The sequence below is a fragment of the Microbacterium sp. NPDC090007 genome, from assembly GCF_044748345.1.
Lineage (GTDB): Bacteria > Actinomycetota > Actinomycetes > Actinomycetales > Microbacteriaceae > Microbacterium.
In genome coordinates, this window is record NZ_JBIVFV010000002.1 from 363,150 (window position 1) to 378,416 (window position 15,267).

Consider the following 15,267-nt stretch of genomic DNA (forward strand, 5'->3'; position numbering starts at 1 on the left):
CATCAGCCCTGCTGCGTGTTGTCTTCGCCCACGATGCCGATGACGGCCTGGTCGTAGGCGGCGGCTGCGTCGTCGACGCTGGACTGGCCGGTCATGACGGCCTCCATGGCGACCTGGATCTGGTTGGAGATCTTGTCGTAGTCCTCGGTGGCCGGGCGGAAGTGGGTGGTGTCGACGAAGCTCGAGAAGGTCTCGAAGCTCGGGTTGGCGTCGAGGTATTCGCTGGATTCGGCGACGTCGGCGCGCACCGCGATCTGGCTGTTGTCGATGCCGTAGGCGGTGGCGTTCTGCTTGTTCACCGCGGTGGAGAGGAAGTCCCACGCGGCATCCGCGTTCGCGGTGTTCTTGCCGATGGCCAGCGTCCAGCCGCCGGACATGCTGGTGGTGCCGGGGGCCTGGCCGTTCTGCGTGGGCATCGCCGCGATGCCGAGGGCGTCGCTCCACTCGGGCCAGACGGCGGTGCCGCCCTCGACCCACGCGGCCGACTGCCACGAGCCGTCGAGCGCGATGGCGAGCGTGCTGGAGGGCAGCCAGTCCGCGGTCACGCTGGTGAAGATGTTGGGGTCGAGCGCCTGCTGCAACGACGGGCCGAGACCGCCCTGGTAGACGTCGCTGATGAACTGCAGCGAGTCCTTGAAGCCCTGGCTGCCGACGACCCACTTCTTGCTGTCGGTGTCGTACAGGGTGTCCTCGGTGCCGTACATCAGCATCTCGAGCCCCTGCATGGATGCCGCTTCGCCGGCCGTCTTGCCCGAGTAGACGTTGAGGGGGATCACGTCAGGGTTCGAGGCCTTGACCTTCTCGGCGGCCGACAGCACGTCGTCCCAGGTCTCGGGCTGCCACGGCACCGGGATGCCGGCGGCCTGGAAGAGAGCCTTGTTGTACCAGAGTCCGCGCGTGTCGGTACCGAGCGAGACGCCGTAGGTCATGCCGTCGGCACCGAGGCCGGCCTGCTTCGCACCGTCGGCGAACTGCGACCAGTCCTCCCATTCGGCCAGGTAGTCGTCGAGGGGCAGCAGGTAGCCGGCGGCGGCGTCGGACTGGATCTTGAACGTGTCTTCGTACTGGACGTCGGGAGCGGTGCTGGCCGACTTGTTCATCAGCGCGAGCTTCGTGTAGTAGTCGGCGCCCTCGGCCTGGATCGGGACGAGCTCGACGGTCATGCCCTCGTTCGCGGCCTCGTACTGCTCCTTCGCGTTCTCCATCAGCGTCTGCATCTGGTCGAACGTCGCCGTGGTCTGGTACGCGACACGGATCGTGTTCGAGTCCGCCGCGTCGCCGCTGCCACCGGAGCAACCGGCCAGTGCCACGGTCAGGGCGGTGGCGGTCAGAAGACCGGTCGCCATCGTCAGTTTCTTCATTGAAGCTCCCTTGCTCGGGTGGAGACACCGCGTCGCCAGAACCTTTTATAAATCAAATGGACTAATCCGGCAAGTCTTCGTTTCGTGTCCGTGATAACGATCGGGACACGCGCGGCTGTGCACGGGGGCCGATCGCCTCAGAGGGCGATCATCATGCGCGCCGGACGCGCGGCGAACGCGCCGTCCAGCATCAGGCACGCGGCTCCCACCGCGGCGACGTCGAGCCCGACCACGGAGCGGCGCACCACGATCGGCAGCGTCGCCGTCGACGCCGCGTCGGCCGCGACCTGCTCGGCGACGACATCGGCGAGGACGCCCGCGAGCCGCTCCCACACCGGTCCGCCGAGCACCACCTCGTCGACGTCGAGGAGATTGTTCGTCACCACCAGGGCGCGCGCGATCCGCTCCCCCGTCCGGCGCAGGACCGCGGCGGCCGGGTGCCGCGGGTCGCGCGCGTCGCGAACCAGGCGGTCGAGATCGGCGCGCGCGTCGCCGCCGACGTAGCCGGCCTCGGCGATGAGCACGCGCGGCTCGATCGAGACGCCCAGGCACCCCCGCGACCCGCACAGGCACAGCGGTCCGTCCGGGTCCACGACCACGTGGGCGATGCCGCCGGCGTTGCCCGTTCGCCCGCGCACCGGGGCACCCGCCACCGCCAGCCCCATGCCGACGCCGGCGCCGTAGTACAGGAACATCGCATCGCTCAGCGCGTCGGAGCGGTCGAACCACATCTCGCCCACCATGGCCGCCGTGACGTCCTTCTCGACGATGACCGGGAGCCCCGCGGCCGCGCCCAGGTCCTCGCGGACGTTGATGTTGTGCCACTGCGGCAGCAGCGGCGGATCGAGCAGGCGACCCCCGCGCGCGTCGAACGGGCCGGGAGCGGCGACACCGACACCGAGCACGAGGTCGCGATCCACTCCGGCGCGCGCGACGATGGCGTCGACGGCGACGCTCACCGCCTCCACCAGACGATCCGAGGCGACCTCGCGCAGCCCGGAGATCTCGTCGTGGGCGATGACCTCGCCCGCCATGTCGACGACGACGACCGTGTCGACGACCGGGTCGAGGTGCACCCCCACGGCGAACCGAGACCGCGGCTCGAGCTTCAGCAGCGTCCGGGGTTTGCCCGGACCCGAGATGACCTTCCCAGCTTCGATGATCAGCCCCTCGTCGGCGAGGCGCCGGGTGACGTTGCTCAGCGTCTGGGCGCTGAGGCCCGTCCGCGCCGCCAGCTCGACCCGACTCAGTCCCTCGGGGGCGCGGCGGATCAGGTCGAGCACGAGCGTCTGGTTGTACTCGCCGACGGCCGGCAGATTGGACCCCGTCCGCATGTTCCCCGCCCTTGCTCGCCGGTCCGCGGCGCGGGCCCCTCGGTCTCTCAGGGTAGACCCGGCCTCAGGTCTGCAGAACGAGAGCCGCCGCACCCAGCAGCGGACCGTCGCCGTCCAGGCCCGATCCGACGATGCGGCAGCGACGCGCGTACGCGTGCAGCGACGCCGCCTGCGCGGCCGCGCGCACCCGATCGATGTAGTCGGGGGCGACCTGCGAGAAGCCCCCGGCGATCGCGACGGCCTCGAGGTCGCAGAGGGTGGCGGCCGCCGCGATCGCCTGGCCGACCGCGGTCGCCGACCGGATCACGGCCGCGATCGCGATCTCCTCGCCCGCCGCGTGGGCGGCGGCGAGGTCGAGACCGGTCTCGCCCTGCCACCCCCGGGACCGCGCCCAGGCGACCGTCCCGGGACCGGCGGCGACCGCCTCGAGGGTGGATGCCACGACCTCGCCGGCCTCGACGGTACGGACGAAGGTCTGCCCCAGGTGCCCGGCGTTGCCACTGGCCCCCGGTACGGGCCGCCCGCCCAGGATCAGACCGCCGCCGACCCCGGTGGACACCACGATGGCCATCGCGTCCTCGCACCCGACCAGGGCTCCGCGCCAATGCTCGGCCAGCGCGATGCACGTGCCGTCCAGCGCGAGGCGGATCGGACCGTCGACCAGCCCACCCAGCACCTCGTCGATGGGCAGCCCCGCCGCGAGCGGGAGGTTGAGCGGAGAGACCGATCGCGAGGGCAGGTCGACCGGACCCGCGCTGCCGACCCCGATGCCCCCGATCCGGGCGCCGGGGACCGCGGCGAGCGCCTCGGCGGCGGCCTCGCGGATGTGGCGTGCGATCTCGTCGCGATCGGCGGTGCGCCCGGTCGGGCGGCGGGTCACGCTCGCGCGCTCGACCTCGCCCGAGAGCGAGACGACGGCGGCATCGACCTTCGTGCCCCCGACGTCGACGGCGAGCACGTGCGTCGAAGCGGATAGGGACGGGGTGGTGTGCGACATGCGCGGGCTCCTCGGCTGGACCAACGCTCCCCGATCCTAGGGGCCCGGGGATCAGCCGAGTGACGTCTGTGCGCTCCGCCGATTCCGGCCCCGTGCGACGGGACGCAGGTTACGATCAGGTCACGGCGGCGAGGACGCGCCTCCGCCCCCGCGACACGAGGGATGCCATGGACGAGACGGTCACGCCCGAGGCCACATCACGGCTGCGCCGTGCCGACACCGCCCCTGCCCGCCCCGGGGCCGAGGCGCCGCTCGACGCGGACGCCTTCGCCCGTCTGACCGGCGAGATCGTGGCATCCGTGTCGCAGGTCATCGACGGCAAGCCCGAAGCCGTGCAGAGCGCCCTCATCGCGCTGCTGGCCGAGGGGCACCTGCTGATCGAGGATGTTCCCGGCGTGGGCAAGACCATGCTCGCGCGGGCCCTGGCGGCGACGATCGACGCGGACGTGCGCCGCATCCAGTTCACCCCCGACCTGCTGCCCGGCGACATCACCGGCGTCTCGGTGTTCAACCCGGTGCAGCGGCAGTTCGAGTTCACCCCCGGCGCGGTCTTCGCGCACATCGTCATCGCCGACGAGATCAACCGTTCCTCCCCCAAGACGCAGTCCTCGCTGCTCGAGGCGATGGAGGAGCGCCAGGTCACGGTCGACGGGCGGACCCACGTCCTGCCCTCGCCGTTCCTCGTGGTCGCGACGCAGAACCCGTTCGAGATGGAGGGCACCTACGCCCTGCCCGAGGCGCAGCGCGACCGCTTCCTGCTGCGCATCTCGATGGGGTATCCGGATGCCGCGGCCGAGGCGCTCATGCTGCGTCAGCGCGACACGGTCAATCCGCTCGACGGGCTCTCCCCCGTCGTCACCGCGCGACAGGTGACCGCGATGATCGCGTGGGCGCGCGGGGTGCACGTGGCCCCCGCGCTCGAGGAGTACGTGGTCGCGCTCGCCCAAGCCACCCGCAGCCACCCCGACATCCGGCTGGGCGCGAGCCCGCGCGCGACCCTGCAACTCGTCCGCGCCGCGAAGGTCCGTGCCGCCCTGGACGGACGGGCGTACGTCATCCCCGACGACATCACCGCCCTGCTGTCGCCCGTCTTCGCGCACCGCCTCATCCCCAACCGGTCGGCGACCGGCGGCCGGGCGGGCGCTGCCGTCGTGGTCGACGCCCTGGAGCGCATCGCCGCCGGCGTCCGGGTCCCCCTCGCCTCGAGAGCGTGAGCCGCCGCGTGCGTCGGTGGTGGCCCTTCACCGTGCGGGGCACCGGTGCGCTGCTGCTCGCGATCGCGGCGTTCGTGATCGCGCAGCGCGCCGGCATCCCCGAACTGCTGTATTTCGCCACGCTGATGGCGGCCCTGCTGGTCGCCTCGGGCCTCGCCCTGCTGCTCACGCGCGGAGCGGGAACCGTCACGCGCACCATCACTCCCGAGGTGCCCGAGGTGGGGGGCGCAGCGACGGTCATCGTGCGCGCGGGACTGCGCAGCACCCTCCCCAGCGGACCCGGCCGGTGGAGCGATGCCCTGCCGGCGGGGGTGTCCGGACTCGCGGAGGGCTCCTCGCCCGCGACGGGGTCGCGGCTGTCGGGCGGAGCGGGCGGCCTGCACGCGCGCTACGACATCGTGGGGATGCGACGCGGCGTCCATGCGCTGGGCCCGTTCGAGATCGTCACGACCGACCCCTTCGGCCTGCTGCGCAGGCGGCTCGCCCTCGGGCGCACCACCCCGGTCACGATCGCGCCGGCGATGGTCGAGCTCGGCGCCCTGCCCGCAGCGTCGGGCGAGGCCGGCGGGGCGCGGCAGACGACGACCCTGCAGCTGGGCCAGGGAGCGGACAACCTGGTCGCACGCCCCTACGCCCCCGGCGACTCGATGCGCCGCATCCACTGGCGGGCCACCGCCCACCGCGACACGCTCATGGTGCGCCAGGAGGAGCAGGAGTCCAGTCCCGCCGCGACCGTCGTCCTCGACCGGGCGGCCTCGCGCTGGGGCCCGCTCGCCCTGCACGCGCCGGGTTCCGACGAGGCCTTCGAGACCGCGGTGACGGCGTGCGTGTCTGTGGTCGCTCGGCTCGTGCACGAGGGGTACACCGTGGACGTCGTGGACAGTGACGGGACCCTGCTGACCGACCCGGTCGACGGCGGCGACGACGTCGAGGCGCGCGTCGTGGCGGCCGGATTCGCCTCGCTGCGTGCGCGCGCCGACGACGCAGCCCCTCGCGTGGTCCCCGCCGCCGCGGCGGCGTCAGCGGGCCCGGTGATCGTGATCACGGGGGCGCTCGACGCCGACGACCGGGCGACGCTCGGCTCCGTCGCGCATCACTCCGCCCTGCCGGTTCTGCTCGTCGTGGCCGAGCGGGGCGAGCTCGGGCGTCTGCACGCGGGCGGGTGGCGCGCCGCGGTGCTGCCTCCGGGCGGTGACGTGGCCCCGGCCTGGGATGCCGCACTCGAACAGGGGTACGCCGGTGTCGGGAGCTGACGTCACGGTGCTGCGCACCCCCCGCCGCCGCCGCGACGCCTCGCTGCTGACGCTCGGGCTGTTCGCAGCCATCGCCGCCGCCCTGCTGCCGATCTTCTCGGTCATCGCCGCCGGGCCGTGGGTCGCGGGTGCCGTGCTCACCACCGCGGGCGTCCTGGCCGCGGGGTTGCTCGTGCGCCTCGCCCGCCTACCCGCCATCGTGGCGAGCATTGCCGAGATCGTGGTGGGTGCGGCTCTGCTCACCGCGATCTTCGGTCGGACCACCTCGGTGCTGCTGGTCATCCCCACCCCGGGCACCTTCGCCACGGTTCCCCGCCTGCTGGACGCGGCGGCCGAAGAGATCCGCGTGGGCGTCGCCCCCGTCGAACCCGAGACCGGGCTGGCCTTCCTGCTGGTCTCCGCGATCGCCGGGCTCGCGATCGTGCTCGACCACGTCGTCCTGACGGCGCGGATGCCGCTGCTGGCGGGCGTCGGACTGGTCGCCGTCTCGCTGATCCCCACGATCGCGATCCCCTCCGAGGTCGACGTCGCGGCCTTCGTGCTGCTGGCCGCGGCCCTGCTCTTCCTGCTGCGCGTCGACACCCGTGCGCGCACCTCCGCCCCCGAGCGAGTGCGCTCACCGCGCCCGTTCGGAGTGTCGGCGACGGCGCTGGGCGTCGCCGCGGTCGCGGTGATCGTCGCGATCGTCGCGACGCCGCTGCTACCCCAACCGGGTCTGCGCTTCGCCACGGGCGGCACCGGCGGGGTGGGCACCACGATCAACCCCAATCTCGAGCTCGGCAACGACCTGCGCCAGCCCCGTGAGGTCGACGTGCTGACCGTGCGCACCACGGCCCCCACCGCGCCCTATCTGCGCGCGGTGACGCTGTCGACGTTCGACGGATCCGTGTGGCAGCCCGACAGCTCCGACACCGTCCCCGTCCCGGCCGACGGCCCCGTCTTCGATCCGCCCGGCGTCGACGGCGACATCACGCTGGCCGACTGGGCGACCACCGTCACCGTCGACCAGCTCGACAGCCCGTGGCTGCCCGTGCCCTACCCCGCCTCGACCGTCACGGGCCTGACCGGCGACTGGCTCGGGATGCCGCAGAACCGCACCGTCGTCACGCGTGCGGGCTCGACGCGCGACCAGGTGTACGAGGTGCAGGCGAACGTCCCGCGCCCGACGCTGGAGCAGATCCGCGCGCGGCCCACCGGCGGCCCCGGCGTGGACCAGAGCCTCACCGCCCTCCCCGCCGACGTCCCCGCCGCCATCGGCGACACCGCCCGCGAGATCACCGCCGGCGCCCAGACGCCGTACGACCAGTTGCTGGCGCTGCAGACGTGGTTCCGATCCAGCTCGTTCCGCTACTCGCTCGACGCCCCGGTCGACGCCGGTTTCGACGGAGCCGGTCTCGATGCCGTCGCCGACTTCCTGCAGGTCAAGGCGGGCTACTGCGTGCACTACGCCTCGGCCTTCGCCGTGATGGCGCGCACGCTCGGAATCCCCTCGCGCATCGTCATCGGGTATCTGCCGGGGACCGCGTCGAGCATCCCCCAGCAGGGCGGCACCGAGTACACGGTGTCGTCGAGCCAGCTGCACGCCTGGCCCGAGACGTACTTCGAAGGGATCGGCTGGGTGCCGTTCGAGCCGACGAACAGCCTCGGCGTGCCCACCAACTTCGCCTCCGGCTCGACCGGAGGGGGCGGCGACGCTCCGACGGCCCCGGGCCAGGATGCCGCGGCCCCGGACGCTGCACCCTCGGTGGCGCCGTCGCAGGCCGAGCGGGGCGACATCGACGCGCAGGGCGGTGGTGGCGTCGCGGGTGCCCAGGACGGCTCGAGGTGGCTCGCACCCGTCATCGTGCTGCTCGCGCTCCTGGTCGTCGGCGCCGTCCCCGCCGTCGTCCGCCTCGTGCGGCGTCGCCGGCGCCTCGCGGCCGCGCGCGCGGGAGACCCGGTCGCCGCCTGGACGGCCCTGCAGGAGGACGCCGTGGATCTCGGCATCCCGGCCCCCGGTGCCGAGTCACCGCGCGCGTTCGCCGCGCGACTGGTGGCCGAGCACGGAGCCGGCGCCGACGACGTCGACCTGCTGCGCGAGGCCGTGGAGCGATCGAGCTACGCCGGTGACGCAGTCGACCCGGCGCGCGGTCCGGCTCTGGCCGCCGCTGTCGAGCGGGTGCGCGCCACGCTCGCGGCGCGGATGAGCGGCGGGCGGCGCGTCCTCGCCCGGGTGCTCCCCCGCGCGCTGGTCGTGCGGCCCGGCACGGCGACAAGCGCCCCCGAACGCGAGACGGTGCCCTGACGGACGAAGAGCGCCACCCGTTCGGGTGACGCTCTTCGTGTGGCGGAAGTGACAGGATTTGAACCTGCGAGGCGAGTTACCCCGCCTACATGGATTCCAGCCATGCTCCTTAGGCCGCTCGGACACACTTCCAAGGGACGATCTTACACGGCCCCCGGGCTCGTCCGAATCGCCCCCGGCAAGCGGGCTGTGACAGCGCAGTTCCGGTCAGGCGGTGCAGCCTCGAGACTGCAGGCGGCCGACATCTCGGTTGCACGATGTCGCCGAGTTGTCAGCCAGGCGCAGTCTCGCGGGTTCCCCGGGCGGCCGGGCCGCGGGGACGCGGGGCCGCGGGATCGCGGGGACGCGCGGTCGCGCGAACAGCACAGGGACGCACCGAGACTGCACGTGGCTGACATCTCGGTTGCAGGATGTCGCCGAGTTGTCAGCCGGATGCAGTCTCGGCGTCACGTGGCGGCGGCGGCGGGCGGCGGCGCACGGCGGGCGGCGGGCGGCGGCGTCACCCGGCGGCGGCGGCGCACGGCGGGCGGCGGCGCACGGCGGCGGCGGCGGCGGCGCGCGGCGGGCGGCGGCGTCACCCGGCGGCGGCGGCGCACGGCGGCGGCGGCGGCGTCACCCGGCGGCGACGGGCGGCTGCGACGGGCGCAGACGCGCCTCGAGCCCCGCGCGCACGGCGGGCCACTCCTCGCGCAGGATCGAGAAGTACAGCGTGTCGCCCACCGAGCCGTCGGGCGCGATGCGGTGCTGGCGCAGGCGCCCCTCGGCGCTCGCCCCCAGACGGGCGATCGCCCGCGCGCTGCGCTCGTTGCGCGCATCGCAGCGCAGCGCCACGCGATTCACGTCCCACACGTCGAACGCATGCGCGAGCAGCAGCAGCTTCGCCGCGGGGTTGGTGCGCCCGCCGTGGAACGCGCGTGCGTACCAGGTGGTGCCGATCTCGACGCGACCCTGCGCGGGCGCGTACTCGTAGAAGGTCGTCGCTCCGCGCACCGCACCGGTGTCGGCATCCCGCACCGTGAAGGCGTACAGACCCGGCGTCGCCCGCTGCTGCTCGACCCGCGCGGCATACGCCTCGATCGAGTCGGCCCACGGGGAGGTCATCAGACTCCACAGCTGCGGGTCGGTGAGCGGCCAGGCCTCGGCGGCGTCAGCGGGCAGGGCGGGATCGAGACGGATGCCGTGGCCCTCCAGCGTGAGGTCGTGCGCCGTCATCGGGCCTCGAGCTGCGCGACGAACTCGTCGGCCGCGGCGACCTTGCGCCGGAGGTCCTCGCGGCGCTCCTGCGCCTCGGTGCGGATGTCGGCCAGGCGCGCGCGCAGCGCGGCGTCGGAGGGTTCGGCCTCGAGTCCGTCGACCACGGCGAGCAGTTCGCCCATCTGCTCGAGCGAGTACCCGAGCGGTTTCATGCGACGGATCAGCAGGAGCCGGGACTCGTCGTCAGGGGTGTAAAGGCGGAAGCCGCCCTCACTGCGGGCCGAGGGGCGCAGCAGACCGATCTCGTCGTAATGGCGCAGGGTGCGGATGGACAGGCCGGTCCGCTCGGCGAGCTCGCCGATCTGCATCGGACGCTCCTCGGTCATGGCATCCCCGATCCCGCAACCCTCACGTTACGGTAGAGTCTCTCTCGTCGCGATCGCGACCCCCCTATTCTTCCCCGCGTCGCCGCGGGTCTGCTCCCCTTCTCCAAGGAACTCCATGACAGACGTCCTCGCGCGCCCGCGCCCCGAACCCACCGTCCTGCTCACACGCGAGGCGCTGGCCGGCCTCGTCGTCGCGATCGCCCTGATCCCCGAGGCCATCGCCTTCTCGATCATCGCGGGCGTCGATCCGCGTCTGGGCTTGTTCTCGTCGTTCGTGATGGCCGTCGCCATCGCGTTCCTGGGCGGGCGGCCCGCCATGATCACGGCGGCGACCGGGGCGATCGCCCTCGTCATCGCGCCCGTCGCCCGCGAGCACGGGGTCGATTACCTGATCGCAACGGTGATCCTCGGCGGCATCCTGCAGGTCGTCCTCGGCCTGCTCGGGGTCGCCAAGCTCATGCGCTACATCCCCCGCAGCGTGATGGTCGGCTTCGTCAACGCCCTCGCGATCCTCATCTTCATCGCGCAGGTGCCCCAGCTGATCGGCGTGCCGTGGGCCGTCTACCCGATCGCCGCTGCGGGCCTGGCCATCATGTACCTGCTGCCGCGCGCGACGAAGGCGATCCCCGCCCCGCTGGTCGCGATCGTCCTGCTCACGGGCGCGGCCGTCGTCTTCAACATCTCGGTGCCGACCGTCGGCGATCAGGGCGCGCTCCCCGAGAGCCTTCCCTCGCTGCTCCTGCCGAACGTGCCGTTGACGGGCGAGACGCTGTCCATCATCCTGCCGTTCGCCGTCGCCATGGCGATCGTCGGCCTGCTCGAGTCGCTGATGACCGCGGCCCTAGTGGACGACATCACCGACACCCCGTCATCAAAAACCCGCGAATCGCTCGGTCAGGGCGCAGCGAACGTGCTCTCCGGACTGTTCGGCGGCATGGGCGGCTGCGCGATGATCGGTCAGACCATGATCAACGTCAAGGCGTCGGGCGCGCGCACCCGCATCTCGACTTTCCTCGCCGGTGTCTTCCTGCTCGTCCTGGTGCTGGCGTTCGGCGACGTCGTCGCGATCATCCCGATGGCGGTGCTGGTGGCGGTGATGATCGTCGTGTCGGTCGCGACGTTCGACTGGCACAGCATCCGCCCCTCGACGCTGCGACGGATGCCGCTGAGCGAGACGATCGTCATGGTGCTCACCGTCGCGGTGACGGTGTGGACGCACAACCTGGCCATCGGCGTGGGTGTCGGCGTCGTCGCCGCGGCCGTCCTCTTCGCCCGCCGCGTCGCGAGCCTGACCGACGTCACCCGCACGGTCGAGGGCGACCTCGCCCGCTACGTCGTGGAGGGCGAGCTCTTCTTCGCCTCGAGCAACGACCTGACGACGAAGTTCGCCTACCACCGCGATCCCGCCCGCGTCGTGATCGACCTGTCGCGTTCGCATGTGTGGGACGCGTCGACCGTCGCGGCCCTGGATGCCGTGCGCACCAAATACGCCCACCTCGGCACCACCGTGGAGCTGGAGGGACTCAACCCGCGGGCGGCGCAGTTCCACGATCGTCTCAGCGGCGGTCTCGGCGCCGGGCACTGACGGTCGGCGCCGCCGGTGCCCCGCTCAGGTGGCGGCCGACACCCCGCTCACGCGGGCCCGCGCGCGGCCGACGATCCGGGACGACGTCGGGCGGGGCCGGACGGTCCACGGCCGACCCGGCCCGGGAGGCGACCCCGGCGGGTCAGGAGCGCAGGGTGGTCGACGGCGTCTCGCCGAACTCGCCGCGGTACATCGCCGCGAAACGGCCGAGGTTCGAGAACCCCCAGCGAGCCGCGATCGCCGCGACCGTGTCGGTCGAGGGGTCGCCGTTGCGCAGTTCGACGCGCGCCGCGTCCAGCCGCACGCGCCGCAGATACTGCATGGGCGTGCGCCCCGTCGCCGCGCGGAAGGCGTACTGCAGTCCGCGGGGCGAGAGCCGCGCGGCCTGAGCGATGTCGGCCAGCACCACGGGCTCGGCCGCGTGGGCCTCGACGAACGCCTTGGCGCGGCGCACCGGGGCGGGCAGGGCGCGCGAGGCACGTCCCGCGGCGAGCGCGTCGGTGAAGGTCGTCGAGAAGCTCAGCAGAGAGGCTTCGAGAAGGAGGGTGCGCGCCTGCTGCTCGATGAGGGGTGTCCTTTCGGACGAGCGCAGCAGAACGTCGCGGGTGTACTCCCACGTGCGCGACCAGTAGCGCAGCCGCTGCTCGTTGACGGGCCCGTGCCCGGTAGCGCGTACGCGCAGAGAATCGTCGCCCGAGAGCCGACGGGCGGCCTCGTCGAACTCCGCGCGCGCGAACGACACGGCCGAACCCGCGATCCGACCGGTGAAGGCGATCTCGAGCGGGCGGTCGACGACCATGAAGGGCGTCGCGGTGTCGATGCGCTCCTGGCGGTAGGTCCCCGTCACCCGCGGGCCGGCGACGCGGCCGACCACGACCTGGTCGCGGGGGTCGGACTCCACGAGCATGGTGGAGCCGATCGTGTAGTCGCAGATGGCGAAACCGGCCTCGGATGCGGCGTGCCACGCGAGGGCGGGCTGGATGGCCTCGGCGCGCGAGATGCGCGCTCCGGGCACGATGGTCTGCCACAGACGCTCGACGGTCTCGGCGTCGCGTGTCTCGATGTTCGTATGCTCCACGCGAGTTTCCTAAATCGTCCGAGAATGTGCGGCAAGACCATTGCCTGCGAGGGCCCCTGCAGATATGAGAACGCTCTCACGCAGCAATTCAGTCGAATTCCGACGACTCCGAACGCCCCCCACCCGCATTCACCGTATCGGGCGCGGCATCGCGATCGCGCATTCCGTCGGTTGAGGACGCCGTGCGCGAATAGAAGGCCGCGATGCGCAGTCGATCTGCGATCGACGGGCCCTGTCGCGCGGCGACGCCCGCGGCGGTCGACGTGTGGGTCGGCGCCCACGCCCGCGGCGGTCGACGCGCGCGTCGGCGCCCGTCAGCGAGATGCGGCGGCCGTCAGCGCGTCGATGACGCCCGCGACGCGGTTCGCCTCGGCCGGGTCCAGAGCGGCGATCGCGACCTCGATGTCGTCGTCGAAGGAGCGCAGGCGGCACCACGGCTCCGCGGCCAAATCGACCACCACGGTGAGGTGGTTGACGCGCCGGTCCTCGTCATCGAGATCACGGCGGACCGCTTCGCGCTGCACGAGCCGGTCGATGAGGGTCGTCACCCCCGCCGAGGTGATGCCGAGGTGATCGCGCACATGCGAGGGTCGTGCGCCGGGGTTCTGGGCGATGAACAGCAGTGCGCGGGCGTCGAGCTCGTTCAGCGACAACTCTCGTCGCGCGTCGATGACGGCGGTGCGGCGCGCTTCGCCGTACGCCAGGAGCGCGCGCAGCAGGGCCGAGTCCGCGGGCATCGGCCTGATCATGTCGGGGGACGTCTGCACGACCCATGATCGTACCCACTGCGCACGGCCGCCCGTGCCGCGCCGCGCGACGACCCGTTCGACCCGCGTCATCACGGGGCCCTGCGCACTCTCCCCCCGTTGTCAAGCGGGTCCGGCCGATCGCGATCGGGGGTTATCACTGGACCACGACGACCCGCCGACATGCGGGCGCACATCCCGTCGGGAGACGGGAGCGAGGAGAAGACCATGATCTACGGACAGCAGGGCGGACAGCAGACGGGCTCGGTGTGGAGCATCGCGATGTCGACGGCCATGGGCAACGGCATCATGCCGCGCTCGGACGACGGACACCCCCCGCGCACGACATCGCGCCGGTTCTGGTCGCGAGGCCGCGACGCGGGCGGGAAGACGGCGGTCGCGCCCCGCTCCTGACACCCGCGCCCCCACCCCGACGCGTCGGCCCCTTCCCCCAGGATCCGGCGCGTCGGCTCGTTCCGGGCGAACGGATCGGTGGCCGGGCGTTCACACGATGGTCCCCACGGCGTAACCCGCCGCCCGGGGTTCTCCCTCCAGCATGGGACGACCGCACCCGCGGTCCTCCGTCCCCGGCTGCGAAGGCGATCCCGATGACCCGACCCGTCCGTGTGCTGTCGCTCTACGAAGGCTTCTTCGCCGGTGGCGCGCGGATCCTGCATTCCGATGTCGTGGCGGGACTGTCCCACCGCGGGGCGCAGGAGCACGCGGTGCTCTCGCTCACCTCCGCCGCTCGACGCGACGCGTCACTGCAGTTCGCCCACGACGACACACGGTTCCGGCGTCTGCGCGACGCGGGGGTCGCCATCGACACCTTCGACCGCGTCGCGGGAGACCGCCCCGCCGCCCCCGAGGACTTCACCGCCGCCGAGCTCGAGCGCGCCGCGCACCTCATCTCCGCGGCCGACGTGGTGCTGTCGCTCAAGGAGCAGCCCCTCAGCCTCATCGTCGCCCTCCAGCGCGCGGGGATGCTCCCCGACCGCCCCCTCGCGGCGTGCCTGCACCGCTCCGATCCGACGCACTCCGGTCCCGCGCTCGGCTGGCTGGTGGATGCCGCGGCCTCTGGCGCCGTGACCGCCACCATCGCCTGCGCGGAATCGACGTCGTCCGCCTACGCGCGCGCCGGTGTCGTCGCCCGCGACGCGTGGGTGATCGACAACGGCATCGACACCCGCCGGTTCCGCCCGGGCACGCGGGCCGAGCGTCGCCGGACCCGCGCGGGTCTCGGCATCCCGGAGTCCGCCCCGGTGGTTCTGCTCGCGGCCCGTTTCGACGCCATGAAGGACCCGGGACTGTTCCTGCGCGCGGTCGCCCGGCACGCCCGCCGCACACCCGGGACGCACTACGTGATGTGCGGTTCGGGAATGACGCACGACAATGCCGCCTTCCGCGCTCTGGTCGACGACAGCGGCGTCGACGACGCCGTGCCGGTGCACGCCCTGGGCCTGCGCGAGGACATGCCGGAGCTGTACCGGATCGCCGACGTCGTCGCGCTCACCAGCGCCTTCGGCGAGGCCTCGCCGCTCTGCCTCGTCGAGGGGGCGGCATCCGGGGCCGTTCCCGTCACCACCGACGTCGGCGACGCCGCCCGCATGGTCTCGGGCTTCGGCCTGGTGACCGCGCGCGACGAGGACGCCATCGCCGGGGCGTGGGACGACGCGCTGATGCGGCGGTCCGCGATGCGTGCCGCCGCCCTCGGCGCCCGTGGCCGGCTCGACCGGCGTCGCATGGTCGAGGACTACCGCGCGGCGATCTCGGGACTGCTGCTCTCGGACGCCCTCGCCGCCTGAGCGCGGGGGCGGGTCGCACCCTAGACACGG

General features: G+C 72.8%; 13 protein-coding genes and 1 tRNA gene. 6 read left to right on the plus strand and 8 right to left on the minus strand.

The window, feature by feature from the left end; translation table 11 throughout:
- Positions 1 to 2: 2 nt before the first annotated feature.
- The 3 genes from ACIPVB_RS10205 to ACIPVB_RS10215 all read right to left on the minus strand — a co-directional run bounded on the left by ACIPVB_RS10205 (position 3) and on the right by ACIPVB_RS10215 (position 3,692).
- Positions 3 to 1,361, minus strand: coding sequence for an extracellular solute-binding protein (locus ACIPVB_RS10205; RefSeq protein WP_400368647.1), 1,359 nt, complete (start codon positions 1,359 to 1,361; stop codon positions 3 to 5).
- A 137-nt stretch (positions 1,362 to 1,498) separates the two neighbouring features.
- The gene (locus ACIPVB_RS10210) at positions 1,499 to 2,695 is read right to left on the minus strand and encodes an ROK family protein (protein ID WP_400368648.1); all 1,197 of its coding nucleotides are present in this window, start codon (positions 2,693 to 2,695) and stop codon (positions 1,499 to 1,501) included.
- A 64-nt stretch (positions 2,696 to 2,759) separates the two neighbouring features.
- A complete protein-coding gene (locus ACIPVB_RS10215) occupies positions 2,760 to 3,692 on the minus strand; it encodes an ROK family protein (RefSeq protein ID WP_400368650.1) in 933 nt (310 codons plus the stop codon).
- 167 nt (positions 3,693 to 3,859) lie between these two features.
- Between ACIPVB_RS10215 and ACIPVB_RS10220 the strand changes: the two genes are divergently transcribed.
- Genes ACIPVB_RS10220 through ACIPVB_RS10230 form a run of 3 tightly spaced genes read left to right on the plus strand, consistent with a single transcriptional unit; the run spans position 3,860 to position 8,443 of the window.
- Positions 3,860 to 4,906 (plus strand): AAA family ATPase, encoded by a 1,047-nt coding sequence (locus ACIPVB_RS10220; RefSeq protein WP_400368652.1) that lies wholly within the window; start codon positions 3,860 to 3,862, stop codon positions 4,904 to 4,906.
- Positions 4,903 to 6,159, plus strand: a complete 1,257-nt coding sequence (locus ACIPVB_RS10225) for a DUF58 domain-containing protein (RefSeq protein WP_400368653.1) — start codon at positions 4,903 to 4,905, stop codon at positions 6,157 to 6,159. The genes ACIPVB_RS10220 and ACIPVB_RS10225 overlap by 4 nt, the downstream gene beginning before the upstream one ends.
- Positions 6,146 to 8,443 carry a DUF3488 and DUF4129 domain-containing transglutaminase family protein gene (locus ACIPVB_RS10230; RefSeq protein ID WP_400368654.1) on the plus strand — a complete coding sequence of 766 codons (2,298 nt, stop codon included), beginning with the start codon at positions 6,146 to 6,148 and terminating at the stop codon, positions 8,441 to 8,443. Before ACIPVB_RS10225 ends, ACIPVB_RS10230 begins: the two co-directional genes overlap by 14 nt.
- Before the next feature lie 40 nt (positions 8,444 to 8,483).
- On the opposite strand, the gene ACIPVB_RS10235 is transcribed toward ACIPVB_RS10230, so the two are convergent.
- The 3 genes from ACIPVB_RS10235 to ACIPVB_RS10245 all read right to left on the minus strand — a co-directional run bounded on the left by ACIPVB_RS10235 (position 8,484) and on the right by ACIPVB_RS10245 (position 10,023).
- Positions 8,484 to 8,575, minus strand: a tRNA-Ser gene (locus ACIPVB_RS10235).
- Between the two features lie 480 nt (positions 8,576 to 9,055).
- Positions 9,056 to 9,655 carry a GNAT family N-acetyltransferase gene (locus ACIPVB_RS10240; RefSeq protein ID WP_400368655.1) on the minus strand — a complete coding sequence of 200 codons (600 nt, stop codon included), beginning with the start codon at positions 9,653 to 9,655 and terminating at the stop codon, positions 9,056 to 9,058.
- The gene (locus ACIPVB_RS10245; RefSeq protein ID WP_400368656.1) at positions 9,652 to 10,023 is read right to left on the minus strand and encodes a MerR family transcriptional regulator; all 372 of its coding nucleotides are present in this window, start codon (positions 10,021 to 10,023) and stop codon (positions 9,652 to 9,654) included. Before ACIPVB_RS10245 ends, ACIPVB_RS10240 begins: the two co-directional genes overlap by 4 nt.
- A 115-nt stretch (positions 10,024 to 10,138) precedes the next feature.
- On the opposite strand from ACIPVB_RS10245, the gene ACIPVB_RS10250 reads away from it, so the two are divergent.
- A complete protein-coding gene (locus ACIPVB_RS10250) occupies positions 10,139 to 11,608 on the plus strand; it encodes a SulP family inorganic anion transporter (RefSeq protein ID WP_400368657.1) in 1,470 nt (489 codons plus the stop codon).
- A 142-nt stretch (positions 11,609 to 11,750) separates the two neighbouring features.
- Here ACIPVB_RS10250 and ACIPVB_RS10255 read toward each other — a convergent pair whose 3' ends face one another.
- Together ACIPVB_RS10255 and ACIPVB_RS10260 are read right to left on the minus strand one after the other, a co-directional pair.
- On the minus strand, positions 11,751 to 12,686 hold the full coding sequence (locus tag ACIPVB_RS10255; RefSeq protein WP_400368659.1) for a helix-turn-helix transcriptional regulator: 936 nt from the start codon (positions 12,684 to 12,686) through the stop codon (positions 11,751 to 11,753).
- 314 nt (positions 12,687 to 13,000) lie between these two features.
- Positions 13,001 to 13,423, minus strand: coding sequence for a MarR family transcriptional regulator (locus tag ACIPVB_RS10260; RefSeq protein ID WP_400368660.1), 423 nt, complete (start codon positions 13,421 to 13,423; stop codon positions 13,001 to 13,003).
- A 237-nt stretch (positions 13,424 to 13,660) separates the two neighbouring features.
- On the opposite strand from ACIPVB_RS10260, the gene ACIPVB_RS10265 reads away from it, so the two are divergent.
- Both ACIPVB_RS10265 and ACIPVB_RS10270 read left to right on the plus strand, forming a co-directional pair.
- Entirely contained in the window at positions 13,661 to 13,846 is a 186-nt protein-coding gene (locus ACIPVB_RS10265) for a hypothetical protein (protein ID WP_400368661.1), read from the plus strand.
- A 194-nt stretch (positions 13,847 to 14,040) separates the two neighbouring features.
- Complete coding sequence (locus ACIPVB_RS10270) at positions 14,041 to 15,237, plus strand: glycosyltransferase (protein WP_400368663.1); 1,197 nt, start codon at positions 14,041 to 14,043, stop codon at positions 15,235 to 15,237.
- Positions 15,238 to 15,267: the final 30 nt, after the last annotated feature.

What these genes read in the sequence shown, in the direction of transcription:
- ACIPVB_RS10205 (WP_400368647.1), bottom strand. Translation starts at nt 1,361, where the DNA reads ATGAAGAAACTGACGATGGCGACCGGTCTTCTGACCGCCACCGCCCTG.
- ACIPVB_RS10210 (WP_400368648.1), bottom strand. Translation starts at nt 2,695, where the DNA reads ATGCGGACGGGGTCCAATCTGCCGGCCGTCGGCGAGTACAACCAGACG.
- ACIPVB_RS10215 (WP_400368650.1), bottom strand. Translation starts at nt 3,692, where the DNA reads ATGTCGCACACCACCCCGTCCCTATCCGCTTCGACGCACGTGCTCGCC.
- ACIPVB_RS10220 (WP_400368652.1), top strand. Translation starts at nt 3,860, where the DNA reads ATGGACGAGACGGTCACGCCCGAGGCCACATCACGGCTGCGCCGTGCC.
- ACIPVB_RS10240 (WP_400368655.1), bottom strand. Translation starts at nt 9,655, where the DNA reads ATGACGGCGCACGACCTCACGCTGGAGGGCCACGGCATCCGTCTCGAT.
- ACIPVB_RS10245 (WP_400368656.1), bottom strand. Translation starts at nt 10,023, where the DNA reads ATGACCGAGGAGCGTCCGATGCAGATCGGCGAGCTCGCCGAGCGGACC.
- ACIPVB_RS10250 (WP_400368657.1), top strand. Translation starts at nt 10,139, where the DNA reads ATGACAGACGTCCTCGCGCGCCCGCGCCCCGAACCCACCGTCCTGCTC.
- ACIPVB_RS10260 (WP_400368660.1), bottom strand. Translation starts at nt 13,423, where the DNA reads ATGCCCGCGGACTCGGCCCTGCTGCGCGCGCTCCTGGCGTACGGCGAA.
- ACIPVB_RS10265 (WP_400368661.1), top strand. Translation starts at nt 13,661, where the DNA reads ATGATCTACGGACAGCAGGGCGGACAGCAGACGGGCTCGGTGTGGAGC.
- ACIPVB_RS10270 (WP_400368663.1), top strand. Translation starts at nt 14,041, where the DNA reads ATGACCCGACCCGTCCGTGTGCTGTCGCTCTACGAAGGCTTCTTCGCC.